At 50.8% G+C, this 21,041-nt stretch carries 18 protein-coding genes; 9 read left to right on the forward strand and 9 right to left on the reverse strand.

What is annotated here, in order from left to right:
- Nucleotides 1-100: 100 nt before the first annotated feature.
- Together B036_RS0103000 and B036_RS0103005 are read right to left on the reverse strand one after the other, a co-directional pair.
- Nucleotides 101-2,284, reverse strand: a complete 2,184-nt coding sequence (locus B036_RS0103000; RefSeq protein ID WP_020567207.1) for a M56 family metallopeptidase — start codon at nucleotides 2,282-2,284, stop codon at nucleotides 101-103.
- The gene (locus B036_RS0103005) at nucleotides 2,277-2,657 is read right to left on the reverse strand and encodes a BlaI/MecI/CopY family transcriptional regulator (protein ID WP_020567208.1); all 381 of its coding nucleotides are present in this window, start codon (nucleotides 2,655-2,657) and stop codon (nucleotides 2,277-2,279) included. The genes B036_RS0103000 and B036_RS0103005 overlap by 8 nt, the downstream gene beginning before the upstream one ends.
- A 424-nt stretch (nucleotides 2,658-3,081) precedes the next feature.
- On the opposite strand from B036_RS0103005, the gene B036_RS33390 reads away from it, so the two are divergent.
- The 9 genes from B036_RS33390 to B036_RS0103055 all read left to right on the forward strand — a co-directional run bounded on the left by B036_RS33390 (nucleotide 3,082) and on the right by B036_RS0103055 (nucleotide 11,020).
- A complete protein-coding gene (locus B036_RS33390) occupies nucleotides 3,082-3,417 on the forward strand; it encodes a hypothetical protein (RefSeq protein ID WP_157472015.1) in 336 nt (111 codons plus the stop codon).
- 130 nt (nucleotides 3,418-3,547) lie between these two features.
- The gene (locus tag B036_RS0103015; RefSeq protein WP_020567210.1) at nucleotides 3,548-4,141 is read left to right on the forward strand and encodes a hypothetical protein; all 594 of its coding nucleotides are present in this window, start codon (nucleotides 3,548-3,550) and stop codon (nucleotides 4,139-4,141) included.
- 88 nt (nucleotides 4,142-4,229) lie between these two features.
- Nucleotides 4,230-4,676 (forward strand): hypothetical protein, encoded by a 447-nt coding sequence (locus B036_RS27845; RefSeq protein ID WP_020567211.1) that lies wholly within the window; start codon nucleotides 4,230-4,232, stop codon nucleotides 4,674-4,676.
- A 52-nt stretch (nucleotides 4,677-4,728) separates the two neighbouring features.
- Nucleotides 4,729-4,977 (forward strand): hypothetical protein, encoded by a 249-nt coding sequence (locus B036_RS0103025; protein WP_020567212.1) that lies wholly within the window; start codon nucleotides 4,729-4,731, stop codon nucleotides 4,975-4,977.
- Between the two features lie 786 nt (nucleotides 4,978-5,763).
- On the forward strand, nucleotides 5,764-5,907 hold the full coding sequence (locus tag B036_RS34535) for a carboxymuconolactone decarboxylase family protein (RefSeq protein WP_406603394.1): 144 nt from the start codon (nucleotides 5,764-5,766) through the stop codon (nucleotides 5,905-5,907).
- Between the two features lie 86 nt (nucleotides 5,908-5,993).
- Nucleotides 5,994-6,524, forward strand: coding sequence for a DUF4136 domain-containing protein (locus B036_RS0103040; RefSeq protein WP_020567215.1), 531 nt, complete (start codon nucleotides 5,994-5,996; stop codon nucleotides 6,522-6,524).
- A 71-nt stretch (nucleotides 6,525-6,595) separates the two neighbouring features.
- Nucleotides 6,596-7,786, forward strand: a complete 1,191-nt coding sequence (locus tag B036_RS0103045) for a molybdopterin molybdotransferase MoeA (RefSeq protein ID WP_020567216.1) — start codon at nucleotides 6,596-6,598, stop codon at nucleotides 7,784-7,786.
- Nucleotides 7,783-8,904, forward strand: coding sequence for an NTP transferase domain-containing protein (locus B036_RS33210; RefSeq protein WP_020567217.1), 1,122 nt, complete (start codon nucleotides 7,783-7,785; stop codon nucleotides 8,902-8,904). The genes B036_RS0103045 and B036_RS33210 overlap by 4 nt, the downstream gene beginning before the upstream one ends.
- Before the next feature lie 319 nt (nucleotides 8,905-9,223).
- On the forward strand, nucleotides 9,224-11,020 hold the full coding sequence (locus B036_RS0103055) for an acyl-CoA dehydrogenase (protein WP_020567218.1): 1,797 nt from the start codon (nucleotides 9,224-9,226) through the stop codon (nucleotides 11,018-11,020).
- 357 nt (nucleotides 11,021-11,377) lie between these two features.
- Here the strand turns inward: B036_RS0103055 and B036_RS0103060 are convergent, their stop codons facing one another.
- The 7 genes from B036_RS0103060 to B036_RS0103090 all read right to left on the reverse strand — a co-directional run bounded on the left by B036_RS0103060 (nucleotide 11,378) and on the right by B036_RS0103090 (nucleotide 20,907).
- Nucleotides 11,378-12,559, reverse strand: coding sequence for a DUF1501 domain-containing protein (locus tag B036_RS0103060; RefSeq protein ID WP_020567219.1), 1,182 nt, complete (start codon nucleotides 12,557-12,559; stop codon nucleotides 11,378-11,380).
- A gap of 11 nt (nucleotides 12,560-12,570) precedes the next feature.
- Complete coding sequence (locus tag B036_RS0103065) at nucleotides 12,571-13,935, reverse strand: DUF1800 domain-containing protein (protein WP_020567220.1); 1,365 nt, start codon at nucleotides 13,933-13,935, stop codon at nucleotides 12,571-12,573.
- A 240-nt stretch (nucleotides 13,936-14,175) separates the two neighbouring features.
- A complete protein-coding gene (locus B036_RS0103070) occupies nucleotides 14,176-15,363 on the reverse strand; it encodes a THUMP domain-containing class I SAM-dependent RNA methyltransferase (protein WP_406603395.1) in 1,188 nt (395 codons plus the stop codon).
- Nucleotides 15,350-16,189 carry an endonuclease/exonuclease/phosphatase family protein gene (locus B036_RS27850; RefSeq protein ID WP_044101728.1) on the reverse strand — a complete coding sequence of 280 codons (840 nt, stop codon included), beginning with the start codon at nucleotides 16,187-16,189 and terminating at the stop codon, nucleotides 15,350-15,352. Before B036_RS27850 ends, B036_RS0103070 begins: the two co-directional genes overlap by 14 nt.
- Before the next feature lie 179 nt (nucleotides 16,190-16,368).
- On the reverse strand, nucleotides 16,369-16,815 hold the full coding sequence (locus B036_RS27855) for a single-stranded DNA-binding protein (protein ID WP_020567223.1): 447 nt from the start codon (nucleotides 16,813-16,815) through the stop codon (nucleotides 16,369-16,371).
- A gap of 323 nt (nucleotides 16,816-17,138) precedes the next feature.
- Nucleotides 17,139-17,840: a LytR/AlgR family response regulator transcription factor gene (locus B036_RS0103085; RefSeq protein ID WP_020567224.1), complete on the reverse strand. Its 702-nt coding sequence runs from the start codon at nucleotides 17,838-17,840 to the stop codon at nucleotides 17,139-17,141.
- A gap of 55 nt (nucleotides 17,841-17,895) precedes the next feature.
- Entirely contained in the window at nucleotides 17,896-20,907 is a 3,012-nt protein-coding gene (locus B036_RS0103090) for a sensor histidine kinase (protein WP_169435027.1), read from the reverse strand.
- Nucleotides 20,908-21,041 lie beyond the last annotated feature (134 nt).

Consider the following 21,041-nt stretch of genomic DNA (forward strand, 5'->3'; position numbering starts at 1 on the left):
CTCAAAAAAAGCAGCTCCCGCCACCAATCACCCACTAAAGGAGGAGGATGCCAGGAGCCGCCACAATTTGAGACTACCAATAAATTTTTACAGTAAATTCTTAATTATTGATGGAGACTTTCACGGAAGAGCCTTTGCCGAATGCTTCACCGGTCTGCTGCTCATAAAGTTCCAAAAGACGCTGATGTGCGGCCGTACTGGCCGTTTTACCATTGACCTTCAATCGGTTGCTATCGAAAGCAAGTTTCGACAGCTCATCGTCACCCTCAAGTAAGCCTTCCCGTTGCAACTGGCTGATCAGGGCCTGGTAATCCGGACCGGCATTCTTTTCATGCATTTCGTGCTCACGGGCCTCCCGGTCAAGGGCGATGGCACGTTCCTCATTCTGGCGCATCCGTTCCCGGTCACGGGTGTTTTGCTCAAGGTATCGCGTTGCCTGATCTTCATCGCTTTTAGCGCGTTCCAGGTCTCGTTGCATTTCGGCCTTACGCCGTTCGAGGCGTTCGATCATGGTTTCCATTTCCTCGATTTCGGAGGCTTTGTCCCGGGTACCGTTGGGGCGCGCTACCTGCCCGTCTAACTCCCAAATACCCCCGTCAGAATTGAACCTGAAGGCGCGCCCCTTCGGTATACTATCGGAGTTAAAAAAGTAGGACTCGCCGTCATGGTCCAGCTTGAACCGCAAGGCTTCTCCATCTCCCTGGTACTCAAAAAAGCCTTCGAAAGAACGGCCCAACTCTTCGCCCATTTCACCCAGGCGCAGACCGAGCTCTTCAAAATCACCACCCATGTCCAGAAAAACGCCGTCCAGACGCTCCAGTCCTTCCAAAGACTCCAGCCCCTCCAGCCCCTCCAGCGATTTAAGAGATTCAAGTCCCCTCAGGGATTCAAGACTGCGGAGGCCCTTCAGGTGCTTAAGATGGTAGGCGCGGTCTTCGTCTGACCACTCTTCAGACCAGCCCCGGATTTGCATCGGACTTTGGTCTTCACTGGTGCCCAGGAGCCGTTCTACCATTGCTTCATGCTGGTCGTATTCCGATTTTGGGATAACTTTTCCGTCGATGGTCAGTTCCTTGATGGCCTTGTCTTCAACGATTACTTCAGTAGACGAACCGTTTCGGTAGGAGCTTACTTTGTGTCGGCCGGAAGGCAGGGAGTCCTGGGCAAGGGCGGGGAGGTTTAGGGCCTCCTTTTTTGGCGCGGGCGCAGGTGCAAAGGAACGGTTGTTAATAGCAGAGCTGACGGCCTCCGCTGCTGTTTCACCAATATCGGCAACGGCGTCAAGGGCTTTTTCGGCGGGGTTGTAAGCGGCCGTACAAACTATGGCAATCAGGGTGAGTAGGGGAAGTAGGAATAATCTGCTTTTCATTTGATAAGGGATATTTTGTTGATGTAGAAAACGTTTCACCCGGCCCAGCAGGCCGGAAGGGTTATTGGTTAAGGCCACGGCGGTAGCCGGGGTGGCGCGTTGGTGTTCGAAGTAGAGGAGGGCCTTGGCGTAGGCCAGGCGGTTGGGGCCGTGCTGCAGTACGAGGTCGTCGCAGCAGTGTTCGCGTTCTTCGCGGATACGTGCGCCGATCCACCAGACCACCGGGTGGTAGTAGAAGACGACTTCGATGAGGCACTGCAGGAGGTTCCACCAGTGGTCGTTGCGCTTCAGGTGCGCGAGCTCGTGGAGGATAACGGCTTCGGCTTCTTCAGTGCTGAGCTGATTGACCACGGCGATTGGGAAAAGGAGCAGGGGCTTGAGGTGGCCGACCAACGCCGGGCCACCAAGTTCCGTGCTGATTCTTAAGTGTAGTAGGCCGTGGTAACCGATGCGCCGGGCCAGGGCCACGATAGTGGCACGGAAGTGGTCGGGCACTGCTACTTCAACTGATCTTTGCATCCTGCGTACGCGCCCAAAAGAAATGCCCAGCCGGACGGTGCCGATGAGGAGCCCGACGGCCCAGAATACGACGATCCAGAACAGCAGCATGCCGGGGTTCCAATAGGCCGGACCCGCTTCTGCAGCCCTGAAGTCAGTCATGATCAACGGGCCAACTGCCGTATAGACGGTTTCTGCGACATTAACTTCAAACAGCCAGGAGAAGGTGATCAGGGAGGTGGCTAGTTGGGCCAGTAAGGTGCCATAAGCCAGGGTGTAGCGCGTGCGGGCGCTGCGCGTCAGCCTTGAAACCAGCCAAAGCAGGCCAGCCAGTAGAGTGGCCTGCCAGAGGCTGTGCAGAATGGTCCAGCCGAGCGTTTCGACGATGGCGGCGTTTTCGGTGAGTAAACTAGTCATTGGCTTTCCCATTTTCAAGTTCTTCGATCAGGCGTTTGATCTCTGCGAGTTCCTCCGAGCTGGTCTGTCCGTCACCCAGCGCGCGGAGCACCAGGCCGGCGGCGGAGCCGCCAAAGGCATTGTCCACAAAGCGGCGCAGCAGGTTCTTTTGCACGTTTTCCTTCGGCGCAGCAGCGTAAATGTGGGTGCGGCTGCTGGTGTCTCGCGTAACCAGTCCCTTTTCGGACATCAGCTGCATCAGCTTAAGTGTAGTGGTATAGCCGATTTCCTTCGGGCTGTTGTTGTTGAGCTGTTCGTTTACGGCGCGTACCGTTGTTGGTCCGGCGGACCAGAGTACTTGTAAAATGACGAGCTCGCTGTCGGTTGGTTGCACGGGTTATGGTTTTCTACGAATGATTTCGTACAAATATATACGAAAGTGTTCGTAGTTGCAAGTTGGGGGTGGGATTTTAACGTTTGGGGGGCTTTTTGCTACTTGTTAGCCAGATTTTTTTCAACTCACGCTGTAGTCAGTATTGAAATTTTTTTTGCTTAGTTTGGTTGTTCGAGGGTCAACTCAACCTTAGATAAGGTTGGTATGATATGTACTTTTTTTCTATTGTTATTGCTTAGTTGTTTAATGCGTTTAGGTAAAGCTGTTAATATAGTTGCAAAAATAATTTATAGTTTATTGTCACACTTCTGAATTCAAGACCTTTTAATTATGTATGCAAGTTTTTTTGAATTAAAACTTGTCATTACATTATTCTTACATCTTGTACCCTAAATTTTTGGTGCAATACAAATCATACATTGTTATGAAAAAAGTCCTCTTTCTTTGTATCCTGTTCACAGGAGTTCATTTTTTAGGGGCTACGTCAATATCAAATGAAGTAGCTCTTACAAATGATAAAGCATTTCTTCAGGAAATGCTAGCGTTAGAAACACTAGACCCAGGAGATCCTCCTCCACAAGAAGGTTTCTGGTGTACCGCAACATGTGTAGTTGGTTGGGGTGGTTGCATGTTAGCATGTTCTTCAGATCTTTCTTGTGAAGATACTTGTAATGATTTCCTGCACGACTGCTCAGCCTTCTGCGACGATCCTGTTGGGACTGTAATATGGGGCCCTGCTGGTACAGGTCCAAATCCGTAATTACTTTACAGCGGAACACATTATCACACTCCTTGTAAGGTTTTATGCCTTAATAAGGAGTGTGATTTCAATTAAAAATGAACACTTATTCTTCTTTGGAGTCACGTCCAGAGGCTAACCCTATATAGTTATGAAGATCGCTACTTACATATTATCTTTTGTTTTAATTGTATTAATAAATTCATGTGGTGAAATACATGACGCGGGTATTATTACTTACAATAATAATCAAGTGACTACGTCTTACGTTGTTTTTGATAAAGAAAGCAGCAAGTGGTTTCAGCCTAAGCAGCAGCAAGGAGGTGAGGAGTTAAATAGTAAATATTTTTTCAAAAAGCAAAAAGACGATTTTGCAATCCGTATTTTTGACACGCCAAACTTTAAAGCTTTTAACATAATATCTCCCTGGGAAGGATATGTAAAAGTGCAAAGTAATCAGAGGAAAGACATACTCGGATTTGATTGTAGAGCTACAGAAATTATCAGTCGCAATAATAGAAAACTATTTCTTGTCTGGCATACAGACAGGATTCAGCCCGGGGTTGGTCCTGAAAAGTGGTGGGGGTTTAATGGCGCAGTTCTTGAAGTTGTAGATTTGTTAAATGAGGAGACATTATTTAAGGCAACAGCTATAGATATAGATTTTCAAGAAGATGTGTTGAGCCCGCCAGATACTACAAACATGATTAATCTCGAAAAAATACAAGACATGAAAAATGGCTGAAATTAGCTTTTTGAGTATGTCGATATTTCAATATGAATTGCCTGTTAAAATTTTAGGTTTTAATTGTGTAAATATAAATTAAAATAAAATGGAAACTAGTAAATTGTCACGTGAATTGATTGAGGCTTACAATCAGCAGGATGTCAAAAAAGTTGATGCCTTAATAGTTCAAGGATTAAAAGCTGTGTCTGGAACAAATGAGGACTGGAATAGAGGTAACCTCCTGCATCAAATTCATACTATCAAAGGTCTTTTGTTTTTGGAGAATAATGAAATCGAAGAAGCAAAAGAACAGCTTATCAAAGCAATAAAGGTTCCTAAGTCTCCTCAGTTAAATGGATTTGGGCCAAATATGCTTTTAGCTAAAAAACTACTTGAAAAAGGAGAAGCCAAAGTCGTATTGGAGTATTTAGATTTATCTAAGCATGTTTGGTCACTATTTACCAGGTTTATTCCCTTGCTAAAATGGCGAAATGATATTAACAAAAATCGGACTCCAGATTTCAAAGCAAACTTGAGATACCATCTTGTTTAGTTCATTCCTGGCAGTAAGATAGGTCGTCGACCCCAATCCGTACCTTAGCCAAATGTTAACCAACTACCCCGACTCCCTAGCCCAAACCCTCCAACAAACCTTCAACTGGGGCGAAGAAACCGTTCCCCTGGCAGCGGCCGCAGGCCGCATCCTGGCCGAGCCCTTGCTAGCGGATCACCTTCAGATCGCCGTCGATCAAGCGGTAGATATTCTTATTTCATTAGCCGGCAGACTTTCTTTGTATTATTTCAATAGCCCTGAAGTTCCAATTGTGCGCTCATTCGTTTGTAGTCATATCTGATATCATCGCCGGCTTGTACATCCTTTGTTTTACCCATAACTCTTCATTCGTCCTACGGTTCAGGTTGCCTTGCGCATCGAATTGACCAGTATGAATAGAAGGTTTAGCGCCCGGCCGAGAAAAGCACCCCTCACCATTGGTTTCAGGACGATAATAATATTGGTGGTGGGTCAGGCCAAAAGCAGTCAAGGCTTCGTCTGATTTTAGTCCCTGCTCGTTGTAGTTTCTGACGCGTACACGCTTGTCGGACGGGCTTATCCCTTTTTTAGACGCGCCTCTTTTGAGTAGCTCTTTTTCAGCGGCCAGTTTCCTGAGTTGGCGATAATTAACTGATTATCAAAGACTAGTTTTCTTTAAAATCGTAGCGGGCCATTGTTTTATGCAAGTTTTGCCCCTCGATATGAAACGATTTTTCCTCGTTAAATAATCACTTTTATGAATATTGACCTTGGTGCCAAGGTTAGCTTGTTCATTGATATTGCCCAAATTTGAAGGCCTCTTTTGTCTAAAGAAATGATAAGAATCAATCAATACCCCAATCTTTATCAATTCTTACACCTACTAAGGAGAATAACTTTGATGCTTCATCAAAGCAAAGAATTATGCCCCCCCAAATATTATCAGTAGCTGAACCAGCTCATGTGAGTAAATGGGGAAAGAGATTCCCGATACGATGATTGCCTTCGGTAGCTTACGTCAGAAGAGTGTAACGTATAGTGCTTTGACTGCCAAAACGAATGAATTAATAGCCTTGGCATTGCCATTACTGTTCGTTGCGAGGGCTGTATTGCTTTTCACGTACATGATGCCTTACATGCCGGAGCCAATAAAGCGGAAATAATGGAAACCGCCGGGATGGTTATTCTAATGGGCGGCCGACCTGCTTTGATGTATGGCAGTAAAGCATTGATGCAATTTCAGAAACAGTAAGTATAAAGCCTAAGGAACTCTGAAGGTGCAATTAAACAGAAAACTTGGAAGCAAGGGTTTTATATAACGATTAAAATGTATAAACAATGAAAACTATAATTTTTTTCCTTTTAACGCTGTCTCTTGGCTTGGTTGCCAGTTGTTCTTCGGTGAAAATAATCACTGATTTTGATCAAGAAGCAGATTTTACCAGCTATAAAATTTATGCCTGGTCTCAAGTCTCAGATCCGTTTAACTTGGACTACCCCCAATACGATAATTCGCTAAACAGGAATCGGTGGAAAGAGGCTATTGATGCAGCTTTACAGCGTCAAGGTTATGTCTTAGGGGAAGGAAATGTTGATCTTGAAGTGGATTTTCACTTACAATTTGAACGCAATGCGGTGCCCTATCATGACCATCATGACGTAGAAGGTCAATCTTCGTACAATTACAAACCAACATCTGTTTACCAATACGACCAGGGCACTATGATCATTCACCTTCTTGACCTGGAGAAAAAGCGAATTGTTTGGCAAGGCTTTTCAACCAGAGCTTTGGATATTGGACTGCTCGAAGATGCGGATGCGAATATTCAAAAAGCGGTAAGTAAAATATTCAAAAATTTTCCTGGGTAAGCTTGTTAGTCTTTGTTTCAAGTCTGAATAATCTCACAACACCACAGCAAGTCAGTCCTTACCTTAGCCCCATGCTAACTGACTACCCAACCGCCCGCCAACTCACCCTCCAACAAAACTTCAACTGGGGCGAGGAAACCGTCCCCCTGGTAGCGGCCGCAGGCCGCATATTAGCCGAGCCCCTGCTGGCGGACCGCCCACAGCCGCCGTTCGACCGGGTGACGATGGATGGCATCGCCATCGACTACACCAACTACGCGACGGGGCAACGAACCTTCCCCATTGAAGGAATCGTTGCGGCAGGCACCGCAACGACATCGCTGACCGACGCTGCAAATTGCCTGGAAGTAATGACCGGGGCCGTCATGCCGCCGGGGGCAACGACCGTAATTCGCTACGAAGACCTGGAGCGGGTGGGGGAGACCTTCGTTTTACCGGACGGCGTGCAAGACGGAAAGAACATTCACCAACAAGGAAGGGACGCGGCCGCAGGTGCAAGGTTGATGCAGGAAGGAGCAAGGATTGGTGGGGCAGCGATCAACTTGTTGGCCAGTTGCGGTTACGCCAACGTGGTGGTGAAACGGTTACCCAAAGTTGCCGTGATTGCTACCGGTGATGAACTGGTAGCGGTAGAAGCGTCACCGTTGCCGCATCAGATTCGGATGTCGAACCTGTTTCATTTGCAACACCAACTCGCTACGGCGGGAATCGCCGCCACCACCCATCACATCGTGGATGACCAGGCGGTGCTTCGGGAAAAGATTGCGGAGCTGCTTTCCCAAAAAGATATTTTGATCTTCAGCGGAGGGGTCTCTAAGGGCAAGTACGACTTTTTACCGGGGGTCCTGGCGGAACTTGGGGTAGAACAACTCTTCCATCGGGTCGCGCAGCGACCGGGGAAACCGATCTGGGTGGGCAGAACCCAGGAAACAATGGTGTTTGGTTTACCGGGGAACCCGGTGTCCAGTCTGACGGGGTTGTTGGCCTACGTTGGTCCCTTTCTGCGGAAGAACCTTGGCATGGTGGCGCGGGAGGACCAACGGGCCTTGGCGGAAGATTTTGCCTTCGGCAAAGACCTGACCTTATTCCAGGTAGTCGCCATCGACCCGGCTACTCAGCGCGTACGTCCGGTGACCAACGGCGGCTCCGGAGACGCCTCCAGTATGCTGCGGGGCGATGGCTTCCTGGTTTTACCCCGGGAGCGCTCAACCTTTGCCGCTGGCGAATCCTTTCCTTTTCTCCCCTTCGACCAACTATTATGAAAAAGCACGATAAACATCCTAAGCTGATCCGGCCTGCTGGCGACCAATACGCCAGGACAGACGTTGCGCTGCTGGGCAGCACTTGTGCGGTGATGGATCCACTGATCGAAGAATGGGCCCAGGCCCTGAGCAAAAGCTACCGGACACTTTCGGTTATTGGTGTACACGGCGAAACGGCGGAGGCAAAAAGCCTGCAAGTTGGAGAGAAACGTTTCAGTACCTCTTTTTCTGCCTGGAGCGAATACGATGAACGAATTCAACGCAGCGAATTTGACGTAGCGCTGGTGAACGGAAACCATTATCCGGCTGCCCGACAAATCGTCTTTGTTGATCCTAAGAAGTCTGGTACTTTAGAGCGACGTCGGGAACAGCTGACGGACATCCTGGCCGTTGTGGTTTGCCCTGGAGCGGATGGTATGCCTGATTGGTTGTCCGAAACGGTCAAGGCGCAAGACGGTGAAGTAATCCTCTGCCGGCTGGAGAAAGCGTCGACGGCCGTCCTTCCCCTGCTTAACCACGTCCTTAGCACCCGCGTCCCCGCCCTGAACGCCCTGATCCTGACGGGCGGCAAAAGTATCCGCATGGGAACGCGTAAAGCTGACCTCGTGTATCGTACAAACGGGGAGACGGAAGGCGCCCGGATGGCGCGCTTGTGTAACGACCTGTTGCCCGGCCGGGTGCATATTTCGGTGGCCGATGCTGATCAACCCACCATCGCCGGCTTTCCCAACCTGGCCGACCGCTTCCTCGGGCTCGGCCCCGCCGGGGCCATCAGCTCCGCTTTCCTGTCGGACCCCAACGCCGCCTGGCTGGTCCTGGCCTGCGACCTCCCGCTGCTGGAAAAATCCCACCTGGAACAACTGATCGAAGGGAGGGACGCCCGTAAATTTGCGACGGCCTACCAACTGGCCAGCCAGCCGTTCCCGGAACCGTTGGTAGCCATTTATGAGCCGCGTGCCTATGCCCGCCTGCTGCAGTTTTTGGGGATGGGTTATTCTTGTCCGCGAAAGGTGCTGATCAATAGTGAGGTGAAAATATTGGAAACGGCAGATGAGGCTGCCTTCCGGAACGCTAATACACCGGAGGATCGGGCGGGTATATTGAAGATGTTGGTTTAGTGAGGGCCAACCTCTCGGCCGGCGACCTTTTTTTAAGCCTTGTGGACTGAAGGTGAAGTAGTCTCTAAGGGCGAGTGGGCTATGCCCCGAGATTTCCCGGGACATAGCCCACTCGTCCTGAACAAAAAAGCGTTATTACGTTTTGGCGACGAAATTTAATTATAGTGGGCTGGCGAATTCAAGATGGTGTTTCTGGTTTGTCAGCACTTGTGCTGATAGGTCATTGCCGCGTTGAGTTTGCCAACTCAGCACAAGTGCTGAGGAACCATTAGCGAATTTTCGCTAAAACCCGTACCTTCGCGCCAAACCTACCCACGCCATGCAATACATCTCTACCCGGAACCTTCGTTTCGTACTTAATGAAGTCCTTGACCTAAACCGGATTCGCTCTTTTGAGCAACACGAGGCATTTGATAATGAAGCCACTGAAATGGCACTCGATGCGGCCAAGCAACTCTCCGACCAGTACCTTTTTCCTTTTTATCGGGAAATGGATAAAAAGAAGGCTTACTACAAAGATGGCGAGGTCCACGTACTACCCGAAGTCGGGGAGAGCATGCGCGCTATGGGCGCCGCCGGTTGGCTTAGTGCCGCCTGGCCATACGACGCTAATGGGCAACAGATGCCGACGGTTATTCTCAACGCAGCCGGACTGATCTTTCAGGCAGCCAACGGGAATATGGCGGCTTACAGCTTCCTGACGACGGGTGCCGCTAACTTGATCCTAACCTTTGGCAGCGATCAACTGAAAGCAACGTACCTCGAGAAAATGGCCGCAGGAGAATGGCAGGGCACGATGGCCCTGACGGAGCCCCAGGCAGGGTCTTCGCTCTCAGACATCACCACTACCTACGAACTGTTGGAGGACGGCAGTTACTCGATCAAAGGGCAGAAAATCTACATCAGTGGCGGCGACCACAATTCCACCGAAAACGTAGTGCACCTGTTATTGGCACGTCAGAAGGGTGGGCCTAAGGGTATGAAGGGTGTGAGCCTTTTTGTGGTGCCTAAGCACTTGCCCGTCGACGGTGAACTGGTCGATAACCACGTAACTACCGCCGGGATTTACGGTAAAATGGGACAAAAAGGTTACGTGGCCGCTCACCTTATGTACGGCGAACAGGGAGAGACCAAAGGCTACCTGGTAGGTGAAGAGTTCCGTGGTCTGAACTGTATGTTTCAGATGATGAACGAGGCCCGGATCGGTACCGGTATCATGGCTGCCGCCAGTGCTTCAGCGGCTTACTACGCCAGCTTACAATACGCCAAGGAGCGGCCGCAGGGGCGCCACCCGGGAAATAAAGACGTAAATGCCCCACAGGTGATCATCGCCGAGCACGCCGATGTGCGCCGGATGCTGCTCTTCCAAAAAGCAGTAGTGGAGGGCAGCGTCGATCTGCTGCTGCAGTGCTCTTTGTACGAGGACATCAGTAAAATAAGCCAGGACGAAGAAGAGCGCGAGCGCGCGCATCTGCTGACGGAGCTACTTACCCCAATTGCCAAATCCTTCCCCAGTGAATACGGTAACGAATCCGTCAGCATTGGTATGCAAGTACTAGGTGGTGCCGGCTACACGGATGATTTCCCGCTGGAGCAGATCTTCCGTGACATCCGGGTGAATTCCATTTACGAAGGCACCACGACCATTCATGGTCTTGACTTACTTGGCCGGAAAATGATGATGAAGGGTGGTAAGCCAGTGCAGCTTTTGACGGAAGAAATTCAGAAAACCCTGGCACCCGCCCTGGCAAATGAAACCACGAAGGGAATGGCTGAAAACCTCGCTAAAGGCCTTGGGTCCGTGCAGCAGGTGATGGGGCATCTCATGGGACTCGCGCAAAGCGAGGATCCGAAGGTCTTCCTGGCCGATGCTACGATCTTTTTGGATTACTTCAGTCTTCACGTCATTGGTTGGCTGTGGCTCCGTGAAGCTTTGGCTGCCGACAAGGCGCTACCAGACGCTGACGGAACTGACGAAGAGAATTTCTACAAGTCGAAAATCCAGACGGCTCGTTTCTACTTCAACTATATTTTCTCCCGCACTGCTGCGCACAAGCGCACCCTGCTGAATACGGAGCGGATTACTTTGGAGACTGGGGGTGATTTGTTGGTGTAGTTTTTGCGCTGGAATTTGAATGTTTACGTCGCCAAGGTCGCCTCTCCCCCGGCCCCTCTCCCCCGGAGAGGGATGACCCTTCGTCAATGGTTTTAGCAAGAATTATTGATTTTCAACCTATTTATGAGGCTTGTTTGGTCCGTTTTTAGGAGTATGCGTTAGCCTTGCCCCTAGTGGTAGAAGAACGAAGTTACGCTGCGGCTACCGCCTTGCTGAATCGACACAAGTTGCTTAAATGGAAGCATTTAATTGTATTTGAGGCCTGAATCCTCCTTCCATTTTACCTAAAAACACCAATGCTTGGGTCACCCCTCTCCGGGGGAGAGGCGACTTCGGGCGGCTAAAGTTCAAATCTTATTAGACAACCCCCAATCCAGCAAACTTCCCCTTCAGCACCGCTTTAGCATCACCCCCCAACCAGTTATCAATCACGTCCGCATAGCAGTTTCTGAAGTCGACTTGATGGATGAGGTCCTCATTCTCGAGCTTGCTCAGGTCAGGTGAAGGGTTGTAAAAACCATTCTTCTTCAGCTTCCCGCCAATCATCATCACGTTGTTGGCAGTGCCATGGTCGGTACCACCGCTACCGTTCTGGGCCAGGCGGCGACCGAATTCGGAGAAGGTCATGATCAGTACATCGTCGAAGAGGTTGTTTTGCTTGAGGTCTTTGACCAGGGCGGATACGCCTTCGGCGTATTGGGTGAGCAGGCGTTGCTGCCGGCCCTTCTGGCCGGCGTGGGTATCGAAACCACCGAGGCTGGCGTAGTAGATATTGGTGGCCGTATCGGCGGTGATCAGTTCAGCGATTTGCTGTAAGTCCCGGCCAAAGGCGTTGCGGGGAAAGCTGACCTTTGATTTGTAGACGCGTGATTGTTCGTATAGATAACCCGCCGCGTCGGTCGTTTCCGTTAGTGTTTTATACAGGTAGTGCAGGTTGCCTTCGGTAGCATGCTCCGTCGGCAGGGAGGCAAAGCGTTGGTTGTTTACTGCTTGCCGCAGGCGATTGGCGTCGCTCATGGCAAAGCCGGTGCGGAGTTCGCCTTTCATGGCCAGGCTCAGGCCGTCGTCCACTTCCAGGGCGTGATAGGCCGGTTGGTTGGTCAGCGTATCGAGGTGGCGACCGATCCAGCCGGTAGACCAGGCTTCCGTCGCCGGACTCCCCGTTTGCCAGATGTCCATCGAACGAAAGTGGGAGCGGTTAGGGTCGGGGTAGCCGACACTGTTGATGATGCTCAGCTCTCCCTGATTGTATAATTCCCGGAGAGGACCCATTGCCGGGTGCAGCCCCTGAACCTCGTTCAATTTCAACACCTCACTAGCGGGGATACCAAGGACCGGGCGCTTTTGGTAGTAAATATCATCACCGAAAGGAATGATGGTGTTCAGGCCATCGTTTCCTCCGGATAACTGGAGGACGATCAGGATTTTACCACTGCGTGAGGCGGTCATTTGATTACGCGAAAATCCCCTGAGAAACGTTGGCGTAAACAAGGCCGTAGAGGCCAGGGTGGAGGCTTTGAGAAAATCTCTTCTTTTCATGGTTCAGGGGATTAGCAGAGTTGGTACTCGGGTAAAGACATTAATTGAACCGCCATCAGGGAAGGATTTTTGGTGAAAACTACTCTTTGGGCTTGCGGACCGAATGGGGGAGTCGGGGCTTGCAGCAGATAGCTGGCCAAACGCTGGTATTGGTCGGCCCCGTTTCCAGTTCCTGCCAGGGAGGTCAGTGGTCCAAGGTTCATTTCGGCTACCAGCTGTTTCAGCTTTTTCTTGGTTTCTGCCTCCAGTTCCGGCGCGAGGTTAAAGTTGATTTCTGCGGCCTTGAACAGGGCTCCCGCCAGGTTGAGACGAAGCAGGAGGGTGGAGTTGTCAATCCACGCCCGGCCCCCGGGCCACCCGGCGACGTTTGGTGGCTTGAGTAGTATTTGTCCCAGCGCCCGCTCCATCCCGATGAGCCCGGTAGGGCTTATTTGGGTGACGTTCAGTTGTCGCATCATGCCCGCCATCAGCTCAATGGGGGACTTGATCCTGTTACCGACGTTTTCCGGGGCGTAAAACCAATCGCTGCTGAAGACCTGCTGCATTAACTGACCGATGTCATAACCAGAAGACCGGAAGTCTTTCGCAAGGGAGTTTACCCTAACCTCATCTACTTGTTCATTGACGAAGCAGGCGTAGATTTTGCGACAGATAAACTGAGCCGTTTCTTTTTGTTTCAGGATAAGGTCGATAATGTCTTCTCCATTAAAATTCCCCGTTGCTCCCATAAAGGTTTTTTCGCCATCATCATGTTGCCGGATGCGAAACACATATTCTCCCTCCTTATTACTGGACCATCCGGTAAAGGCCCGGGCGGCCTCTTTGACGTCGCTTTCGGTGTACCTCCCCCGGCCAATGGTAAACAACTCCATCAGTTCTCTGGCGAAATTTTCATTGGGCTTCAGCTTCCGGTTTTGCTGATTATTCAGGTAACGGATCATTGACGGATCACGGGCGATGGCGAGTACGAGGTCTTTGAAATTACCAAGCGCATGCTTGCGTAAGGTATTCAGCTGACGGGTAGCGAGTAAGCTGAATTTTGTCTCACAGGCAAAGTGGTCGTGCCAAAAAAAAGTCATGCGTTCCAGGAGCGCGCTTTCTTCTGCGTTGGCCATACGTTTTACCCAGTCGTAGTTAATACCCACCAGCAGTTGCTGTTCCTTCTTCCGTTTTTCCTGAGCACTTGCCGCCGACATCATGTCCCCGGAATAATCAGGGCTGGCGTTTTCAGGTAATGGTTTAGCGGTTTCGGCCTGGTTAAACAGGTCGTCAATGGCTTGCCGACGCGTCCAGTTTTGTCGCGTTTGCTGCTCCGTGGGGCTAAGGCCAAAGCCTGCACGCCAGTAGAGGTGTTGAATTTCCGTAAGGTCGCTCATGAGGATATGCTTGGGGTTGCCTATCTGACGAACGTTTTTTTAGAAGGTTTAATTTGGGCGCGGCCGCAGGTGCAAGCGAAAAGATGAAGGAGCAAAGGGGTAAAGTGCCGGACCTCCCGGTCCGGTATGCTTAAACTGGATCGCCTGCTTGCACTTTAACCAACTATTGCACCTGCGGCCGCGCCAGGAACTTGCCCTTAACTTAACGCCTTAGTGCCTTAATGGTAAAATCGACCTTGCCTATTCCTCCTCCAAATGCTTCCCCTTCCGGCTCCCGTCATACAGGTCATACCGAACGTAGCGAACTTCCACCGGACCGTTCATCAACGGGATTCGACGACTGGTTTTCAGTCCGACGGACTTGAGTCCTTCCGGGCTTCCCGTAATGATCCAGGCGGTGTATCCTTTCCAGTTTTGCTTCAGCGTATCGCCGATCATCTGGTAGAGTCCTTCGATATTACCGGTCGTCAGGCGCATCTCATAAGGAGGGTTGGTGACCAGCATGCCACCGGCTTCCTTATCGGTGATCCGTGGTGCCTGGAGTTGGTCGAATGGCTGCGAATACAGGTCAACGTAATTTAGCACTCCGGCCCGATCAAGGGATATTCTCGCCAGGCTAACGGTTAATTCTTCAATGTCAGAACCAACAATGGGGTGGGGAGGCCTGCGTCGGGCGTCCAGCGCCTCCTGGCGGATAGAGGACCAGAGTTCGATCTCAAAGTCAGGCCACCGTTCAAAACCGAACTTTCGGTTTAAGCCAGGGGGGTGGTTCGCGGCGATCATCGCCGCCTCTGCTACGATGGTGCCGGAGCCACACATCGGATCCACGAAGGGAACCTCGCCATCGTATCCAGCCAGTAACAACAAGCCAGCGGCGAGTACTTCGTTGATCGGTGCGCCGCCGGTTTTACGCCGGTAGCCCCGGCGGTGCAACCCATCTCCAGAGCTGTTGAGGCTAACACTTACCTCATCGTTTTTGGTGACGTGGAGATTCAGCCTCAAGTCGGCCTCTTCCTTGCTTACACTAGGTCGTTCACCGGTTTTGTCCCGGAACTGATCTACGATAGCGTCCTTAAACAGTTGACTGAGGTAGACGGCGTTCCGGTGGTAATCCGATGAAGTATTCGCATCTATCCACAGGTTCCCGTCCTTTGCCAGCAACGGGCTCCAGTCGATCGCCTTCAACTGATCATACATCTCCTGTTCATTCCTTGCCGTAAATTCAGTAAGGTTAACCAGGACACGCAGGCCCGTGCGGAGATTTAAGTTGGCACGATACAAGAAATCTTTATCTCCGTTGCAATGCACCACCCGCCGGCCGATCTCAACGTCTTCTCCGCCCAAAGCGGTAATCTCGGCCGAGAGGATTTCTTCAAAGCCTTCAAAAGTAGTGATGGAAAAAGTAGTGATAAGGCTAGCGGTTGGCAGGCGCCCCGTGGGGCGTCAGGGTGAGGCAAATGGGCAGATGATCGCTTAGTTTTCGATCTGTTTCCAAGGTGCTGCAATTTTCGACAAAATCGATAACCCAAACTGCTTCTTTATCAAAAAAAGCAGTGGGGTAGAAGATGTTGTCGATTGGGTAGTTGAGGTAATTACCCGTAGCCGTGCATTTGCGTTTCAGGGTGGTCGGTAAATTTTTTGCAGCAATTGCGTAGCCTTTATCAAATAAAGGCCGGAAGGCTTTATGGTCAGGTTTCATGTTCCAGTCACCGAGGTAAATCAGGGGCTGACCAGACACGCGGTCCGGGTAATCGATAAGGTAAGGTATTTCCTGCTCTGGCCCTTTTGCGTGGGGCAGTGAGTGGAAGTTAACCAGCCAAATAGGTTCCGGGAATCCTTTAACGGCTACTTCGAGCCAGAAAGGCTCGCGGACCACTGCGTCTGCTACAGTATTGTCAAGTTGGTATCGGAGCATTTTTACCTTGGACCGGCGCCATAAAAAGGCGTACCGCTCTTTGTCGTACGAGGAAGTTGAACTGGTAGGCGGGCTTATCCGGTAGTCCCATTCCGTACCGGTGCGATCAAGTGCGGCATCGAGGGCTGCCACCCGCTGGGCACCGGCAGGGTCCTTGGCCACGACTTCCTGAATGGCTACAACGTCTGCATCCCGGAGGAGCGCTGCCATTCTATCTATGTCCGCATCAGTGATCGTTCGGCCCATATCCTGTACGTTCCAGCTAACCAGGCGAAGCTCTTGAGCAGTGGCCGTAATGACCAGCAAGAATAAAAATGAGGCGAAAGACAGACGTAACAAGAATGGGCGATTTAGGCCGTAAAGGTAGGCATTGGGGAGGTGGCAGGCGCTTTGAATAACCCTGGCCAACAAAAAGCGAGGGGTTCCCTTGATCCTTCAGATCTGCGGTCACCCCTCGCTAGAATAGACGGGCCTCCGGCCCTACATGTAAACTGCTGTCAAATGCTTCGTCTCCGGGTCTAAAAAGGTACTGCGTCCTCGGCTACAGTGGCAGCTTTCTTCTTGCCCCTGCCCTTGGCGGGGGTGGAGTCGGCTACCGTATCGGCCGCCAGTTCGTCTTCAGCTTCCTGCTGCTTGCCACCGCTCAGGAAGGTGAAACTGTGGGCTACGATTTCAGCGGTATTGCGTACCTGGTCGTGCTTGTCGATCCACTTATTGTAACGCAGCGTTCCGACGATGGCAACCTGGCTGCCCTGCTCAAGGTACTTTCCGAAGATCTCGGCCAGTTTGCCGAAGGACTTGACCTTGTGCCAGTCGGTGCGGGTTTGGCGGTTACCGTCTTTGTCGCGGAAGTACTCGTTAGTGGCGAGACTGAACTCGGTGATGGTCAGGCCTGACTCGGTCGTTACCATTTTAGGGTTACTGCCAAGGTTGCCAATGAGGGTGATGGAATTACGTACTTGCATAATCAATAATGGTTGTGAGCCGCGTTGGTATGGTTGTTGAAAACGCGCCCCGGGTGGGTAAGAATCGTTACCGCCCGAACGAGACATCATGGCTGACATCCCTTCCAATTGGTGACAATGCAAAGGTGGGGCGACGGGCAAGTCGTAGTCGTTATTTATACGTATACTTACGTTTATATGCGTTTATAAACGTTTTTATACGTATAAATACGCTTAATGTTGTTGATTGTCAAGTAGTTATGACCTTAGGGGTGGTTTGAGGTTTTCGAAAGAAATTATTGTAATTGGTAACCGTACGCCTTCCAATAACAGGTGAATTAAGGTCACTTAGTCTCAAGCAGCGTAAGTAGTTCTTTCTTCCTGTTACGGGATACCAGGGCAATTTGATTTTTGGTCAGGATTACGGAGAACTGCCGGTTTTGGGAGACAACTTCCCGGCAATGGGATAGATTTACCAGGAAAGATTGATGACAACGAAAGAAATAATTTGAAGCAAGCCTGCTTTGGAATGTACTAAGGTTGTGAGATAATTCAATGACTTCCCCAGCTGCATCATATACCCTGCAGTAGCTGCCGCTTCCGGCAACGAAGACGATGTCTTTTTCGGCGATACGGACACTACGGTTTAAGTCGGAGAGCAGTAGAGTGGGGGAATCTGTCTTGGGGCGTTGTAGTGAGACTTCGGCGACTACTCTTTTGAGTTCCGTCGTACTGATTGGCTTGAGGAGGTAGTCAAATGCACGGGCCTTGAAAGCGGCGAGGGCGAAGCGCTGGTGTGCGGTGGTGAAGACGACACGGGTTTTTGTGTCTTTGAACGCTTCGGCAAATTGTAACCCATCAATGCTGCGCTGCAGTTGAATATCCAGGAATGCCAGGTCATAGTCGTGTTGGTCAATAGCTTTTCTGGCACCGAGTGGCGTTACGAAACAGTCGCGTCTGATTACGGAAGGGCAATGACGTTGTAATAACAAGTCGAGAACTTCGAGCGCATCTGGCTCGTCGTCAAGTAATAGGGCGGAGAGCATCCGGGGTGTCTTTGCCCTAAAAATAGTAAACCTGCGTTACAATGAACACATAACATTAGTTATAAACCGTCGTAGAAGTAATAAAAATGGTCACTGTTGTTCCACCGCCTTCCATGGCGTTCATGTTAGAGACTTCTAACTCAACCCCAAAATGTTTCTGGGCCAGTAGGGCCAGGCGTTGTGAAGTGAGCCGCATCCCCAGCGATTTATTCGAGTGTGGCTTGGTGGGGTCGATGCCTTTACCGTTGTCCTGGACGCTTATGGACAATCCGTTTTCCGTTTTATCGAAATTAATTTTTACGATACTTTTCCCGTCGTCGGAGAGCCCGTGGGCGAGGGCGTTTTCTACGTAAGGTTGAATGAGAAGGGGTGGGATGCTGATGTCGTGAAGTGCGAGTTCCGGATCGGTAGTGAGTACGTAATTAACCCGATCTTTGAAGCGTAGTTTTTCCAGTTCCAGGTAGTTTTTAAGCATATTGATTTCATCGTAAAGGGTATGCTCGTCCCGCACGGAGATGTTGAGGGTTTGCCGAATAAGGTGGGCAAATTTGGTGAGGTATTCGCTGGCGTTATCGGCCTCGTTCTTCAGGATGAATTTATTAATGGAGTTCAGGCAGTTAAAGATGAAGTGGGGGTTCATCTGGGCGCGGAGGGCGGCGCGTTCCAGTTCCACTGCTTGTTCTTTTAATTCCCTTTCCCGGTCTATTCGGCGCTGACGCAGGTGCAGGGAAAGGTAGAGGGCAAGAAGGAGCCCGGCCACGGCCAGTACCCAAAACCAGGTCGTGCGATACCAGTACTGACCGATATTGAAGCGGAGCGAAGCCGCCTCACTCCAGTAGCCGTCCTGGTTGCGGGACTGGACGGCAAACTGGTAATCTCCCGCAGCGGCGTTGGCGAGGCGGAGGGTGCGTTGTTTGGTGTATTTCCAGTCTTCACCGTCGTGCAGCCGGTAGCGGTAGGGGATGTTGCCGCGCATGGCGAAGTTGATGGTGGAGAAAGTGATTTCGAGGTCGTTTTGGTCCGGGGATAAGTTGATGTCTTCGGACAGGGAGATTAACTCCCCGTTGACGCGTAGTTGCCTGATGTCAGGTGGCGTTGCCACGCTATCTTCGGGCGTTTCCTGAAAATCAACCAGACCACCACTGGTGGCCAGCCAAACCTTACCGCCGCCGCTGGCGGACTGGTGAATCTCGTTGCTGGGTAGGCCATGGGCGGTGGTGTAGGTTCGGACGGTGTAGGGCTGTTTCGAACCGGTCGGCGTGAGGTCTGAAAAACGTACTATGCTTAAGCCGCTGAAGGTGCTGGCGTAGATAGTACCGTCAGGGGCAATAGTCAGATGCCGGATATTTTCACTAGCCAGGCCCTCCTGTTTCCCGATGACTGTGAGGCTGTCGTTACTCAGGTGCATCAGTCCCCGGCCCCGGGTAGCGAAAAGGAGTGAAGAGTCAGAGAGTATCTCAATCGATTCGATCCGGACATCGAGCTCCGGATAACCGAGGTTATCCTTGATGAGGGTGTCGTAGTTCTCCCAACGGTGGAGGCCGTGTTTGCTGGCGACGAGATGGGTGCCGTTGGGGAGAATACGGTAGTCATTTGCGTAGAGAAAGTCCTCTCTGTCGCGAAGAAAATCGAAAGTGAATGCGGGAATTCTGGCCCGGAGACGGGTACTGAAATGGGCTGGTCCGTTGAGTCCTGCGGCTAAAAGAGTGGTGTCTTCATAGAATCGGTATCTATTGATCTTTACCCCCCCGTTGAGTCGCAGAACTTTCTCTTTAAGGTTAAGGTGAAAAGTAATCGAAAAAAGTTGGTTACTAAATGCTTCAAAAAACAGGGTTAGCGGTTTGTAAGGAGTATTGTATTTCTGGTTAATACTTTGGAAGCCAAACGGGTTTTCTGTGGTCACGATAAGGTTGAAGTTTTCGTAGCCAGCAGCTATTCGCTTTTCACCAATAGTGGCTAAAGAAATGACCTTTGCATTTGGATAACCCTGGCGCTGATCGTAGATATTGATGGCAGGATTGGGAAAGTGAAAAATGCCCCGGTCGGTGGTCGTTACCCAGAGTCCTCCGTATCGGTCTTCTGCTACGTAAGAAGCGTTGCAGTTATCGATTAGGGTCTGTCCGCCTCCAGTGAGGAAGTCGGTGAGGGTTTCATAGTAACGCAAACCCTGTCCGTTATTAAAGCCCAGGAGGAAACCTTCAGCGCGTAATTTATACTTAAAGAGTCCACGATTTTTGCCTGGTACGACATATTCCCGCGCGGCCGCAGGATTGTTGATCGAAAAAACCCGCGCTAAACCTTCCCGAAGAATTACGACGGTAGTATCCTGATCGTGCGAAATGGTCGTGAAGGTAAAAGAATTAAAATATGGTATCCAATTGTCAGCAGTAAAATCATGTTGGTGTAGTACCCGGCCAAAGGGGTCTTTCAGGTATGTTTTTACGACTCCTTGTGACCTAAGTTGTTTTGCACGATGCCGGTCTGCTTCGGTGGCGAAGAATGCTCCAGTTCGTTCTATGGTTGGATTTTCCAGGATGGAGGTGAAGCCCCAGGGCAGATTGGGGGTATATCTCTTTTCGATGGACCCGTCGCCGGAAACGATCAGGGGACCAGCGGTAGATAGGTTGATGAGCAACCTTCCTCCGGGCAATACTCCTTTGATTTTCGCGTGAATGTTGTTTACGCGCAGCGCCTCTTCGCGCAAGGCTGCGTTTCCGGTAAAGGGAAGGAAGCGATTCGTGTTTTCTCGCCATACATATACTTGGGCACTTTTACCTGCACAGGCGTATATCTGTCCGTCCGGTCCCTCTTTGATGCTATAGACGACCAGGTCTTCCAACCCCTCAGCCTCTTCGTAGGTTGTGAACTCATACCCGTCAAACCTCGCCACCCCATTATCCGTCCCAAACCACATATAGCCCCGGCTGTCCTCCATCACGACGTAAACTTCGGAGCTGGGCAGGCCGTCCTCCACGCCGTAGTTGATGGCGTAGGGCAATGGGGGCAGCTGGGCGGAGAGGGGGCCAGCAAGTAGTAAAGTTAGCAGGATGATGAATAAGCGTGGCATAAATAGGGTTGCTCCGCTAAAGTAGGTTTTTAGCCGGATAGCACTGGGAGGAATGCCCGGATTTGAAATGGTGGTGGGGTGATTTGAAAGGTTGGGGTGGTTTGTGGGAGGGAAAGGGGGTAATTGGGTTTTGA

Origin of the sequence: Neolewinella persica DSM 23188, from assembly GCF_000373105.1 — a bacterium.
GTDB lineage: Bacteria > Bacteroidota > Bacteroidia > Chitinophagales > Saprospiraceae > Neolewinella > Neolewinella persica.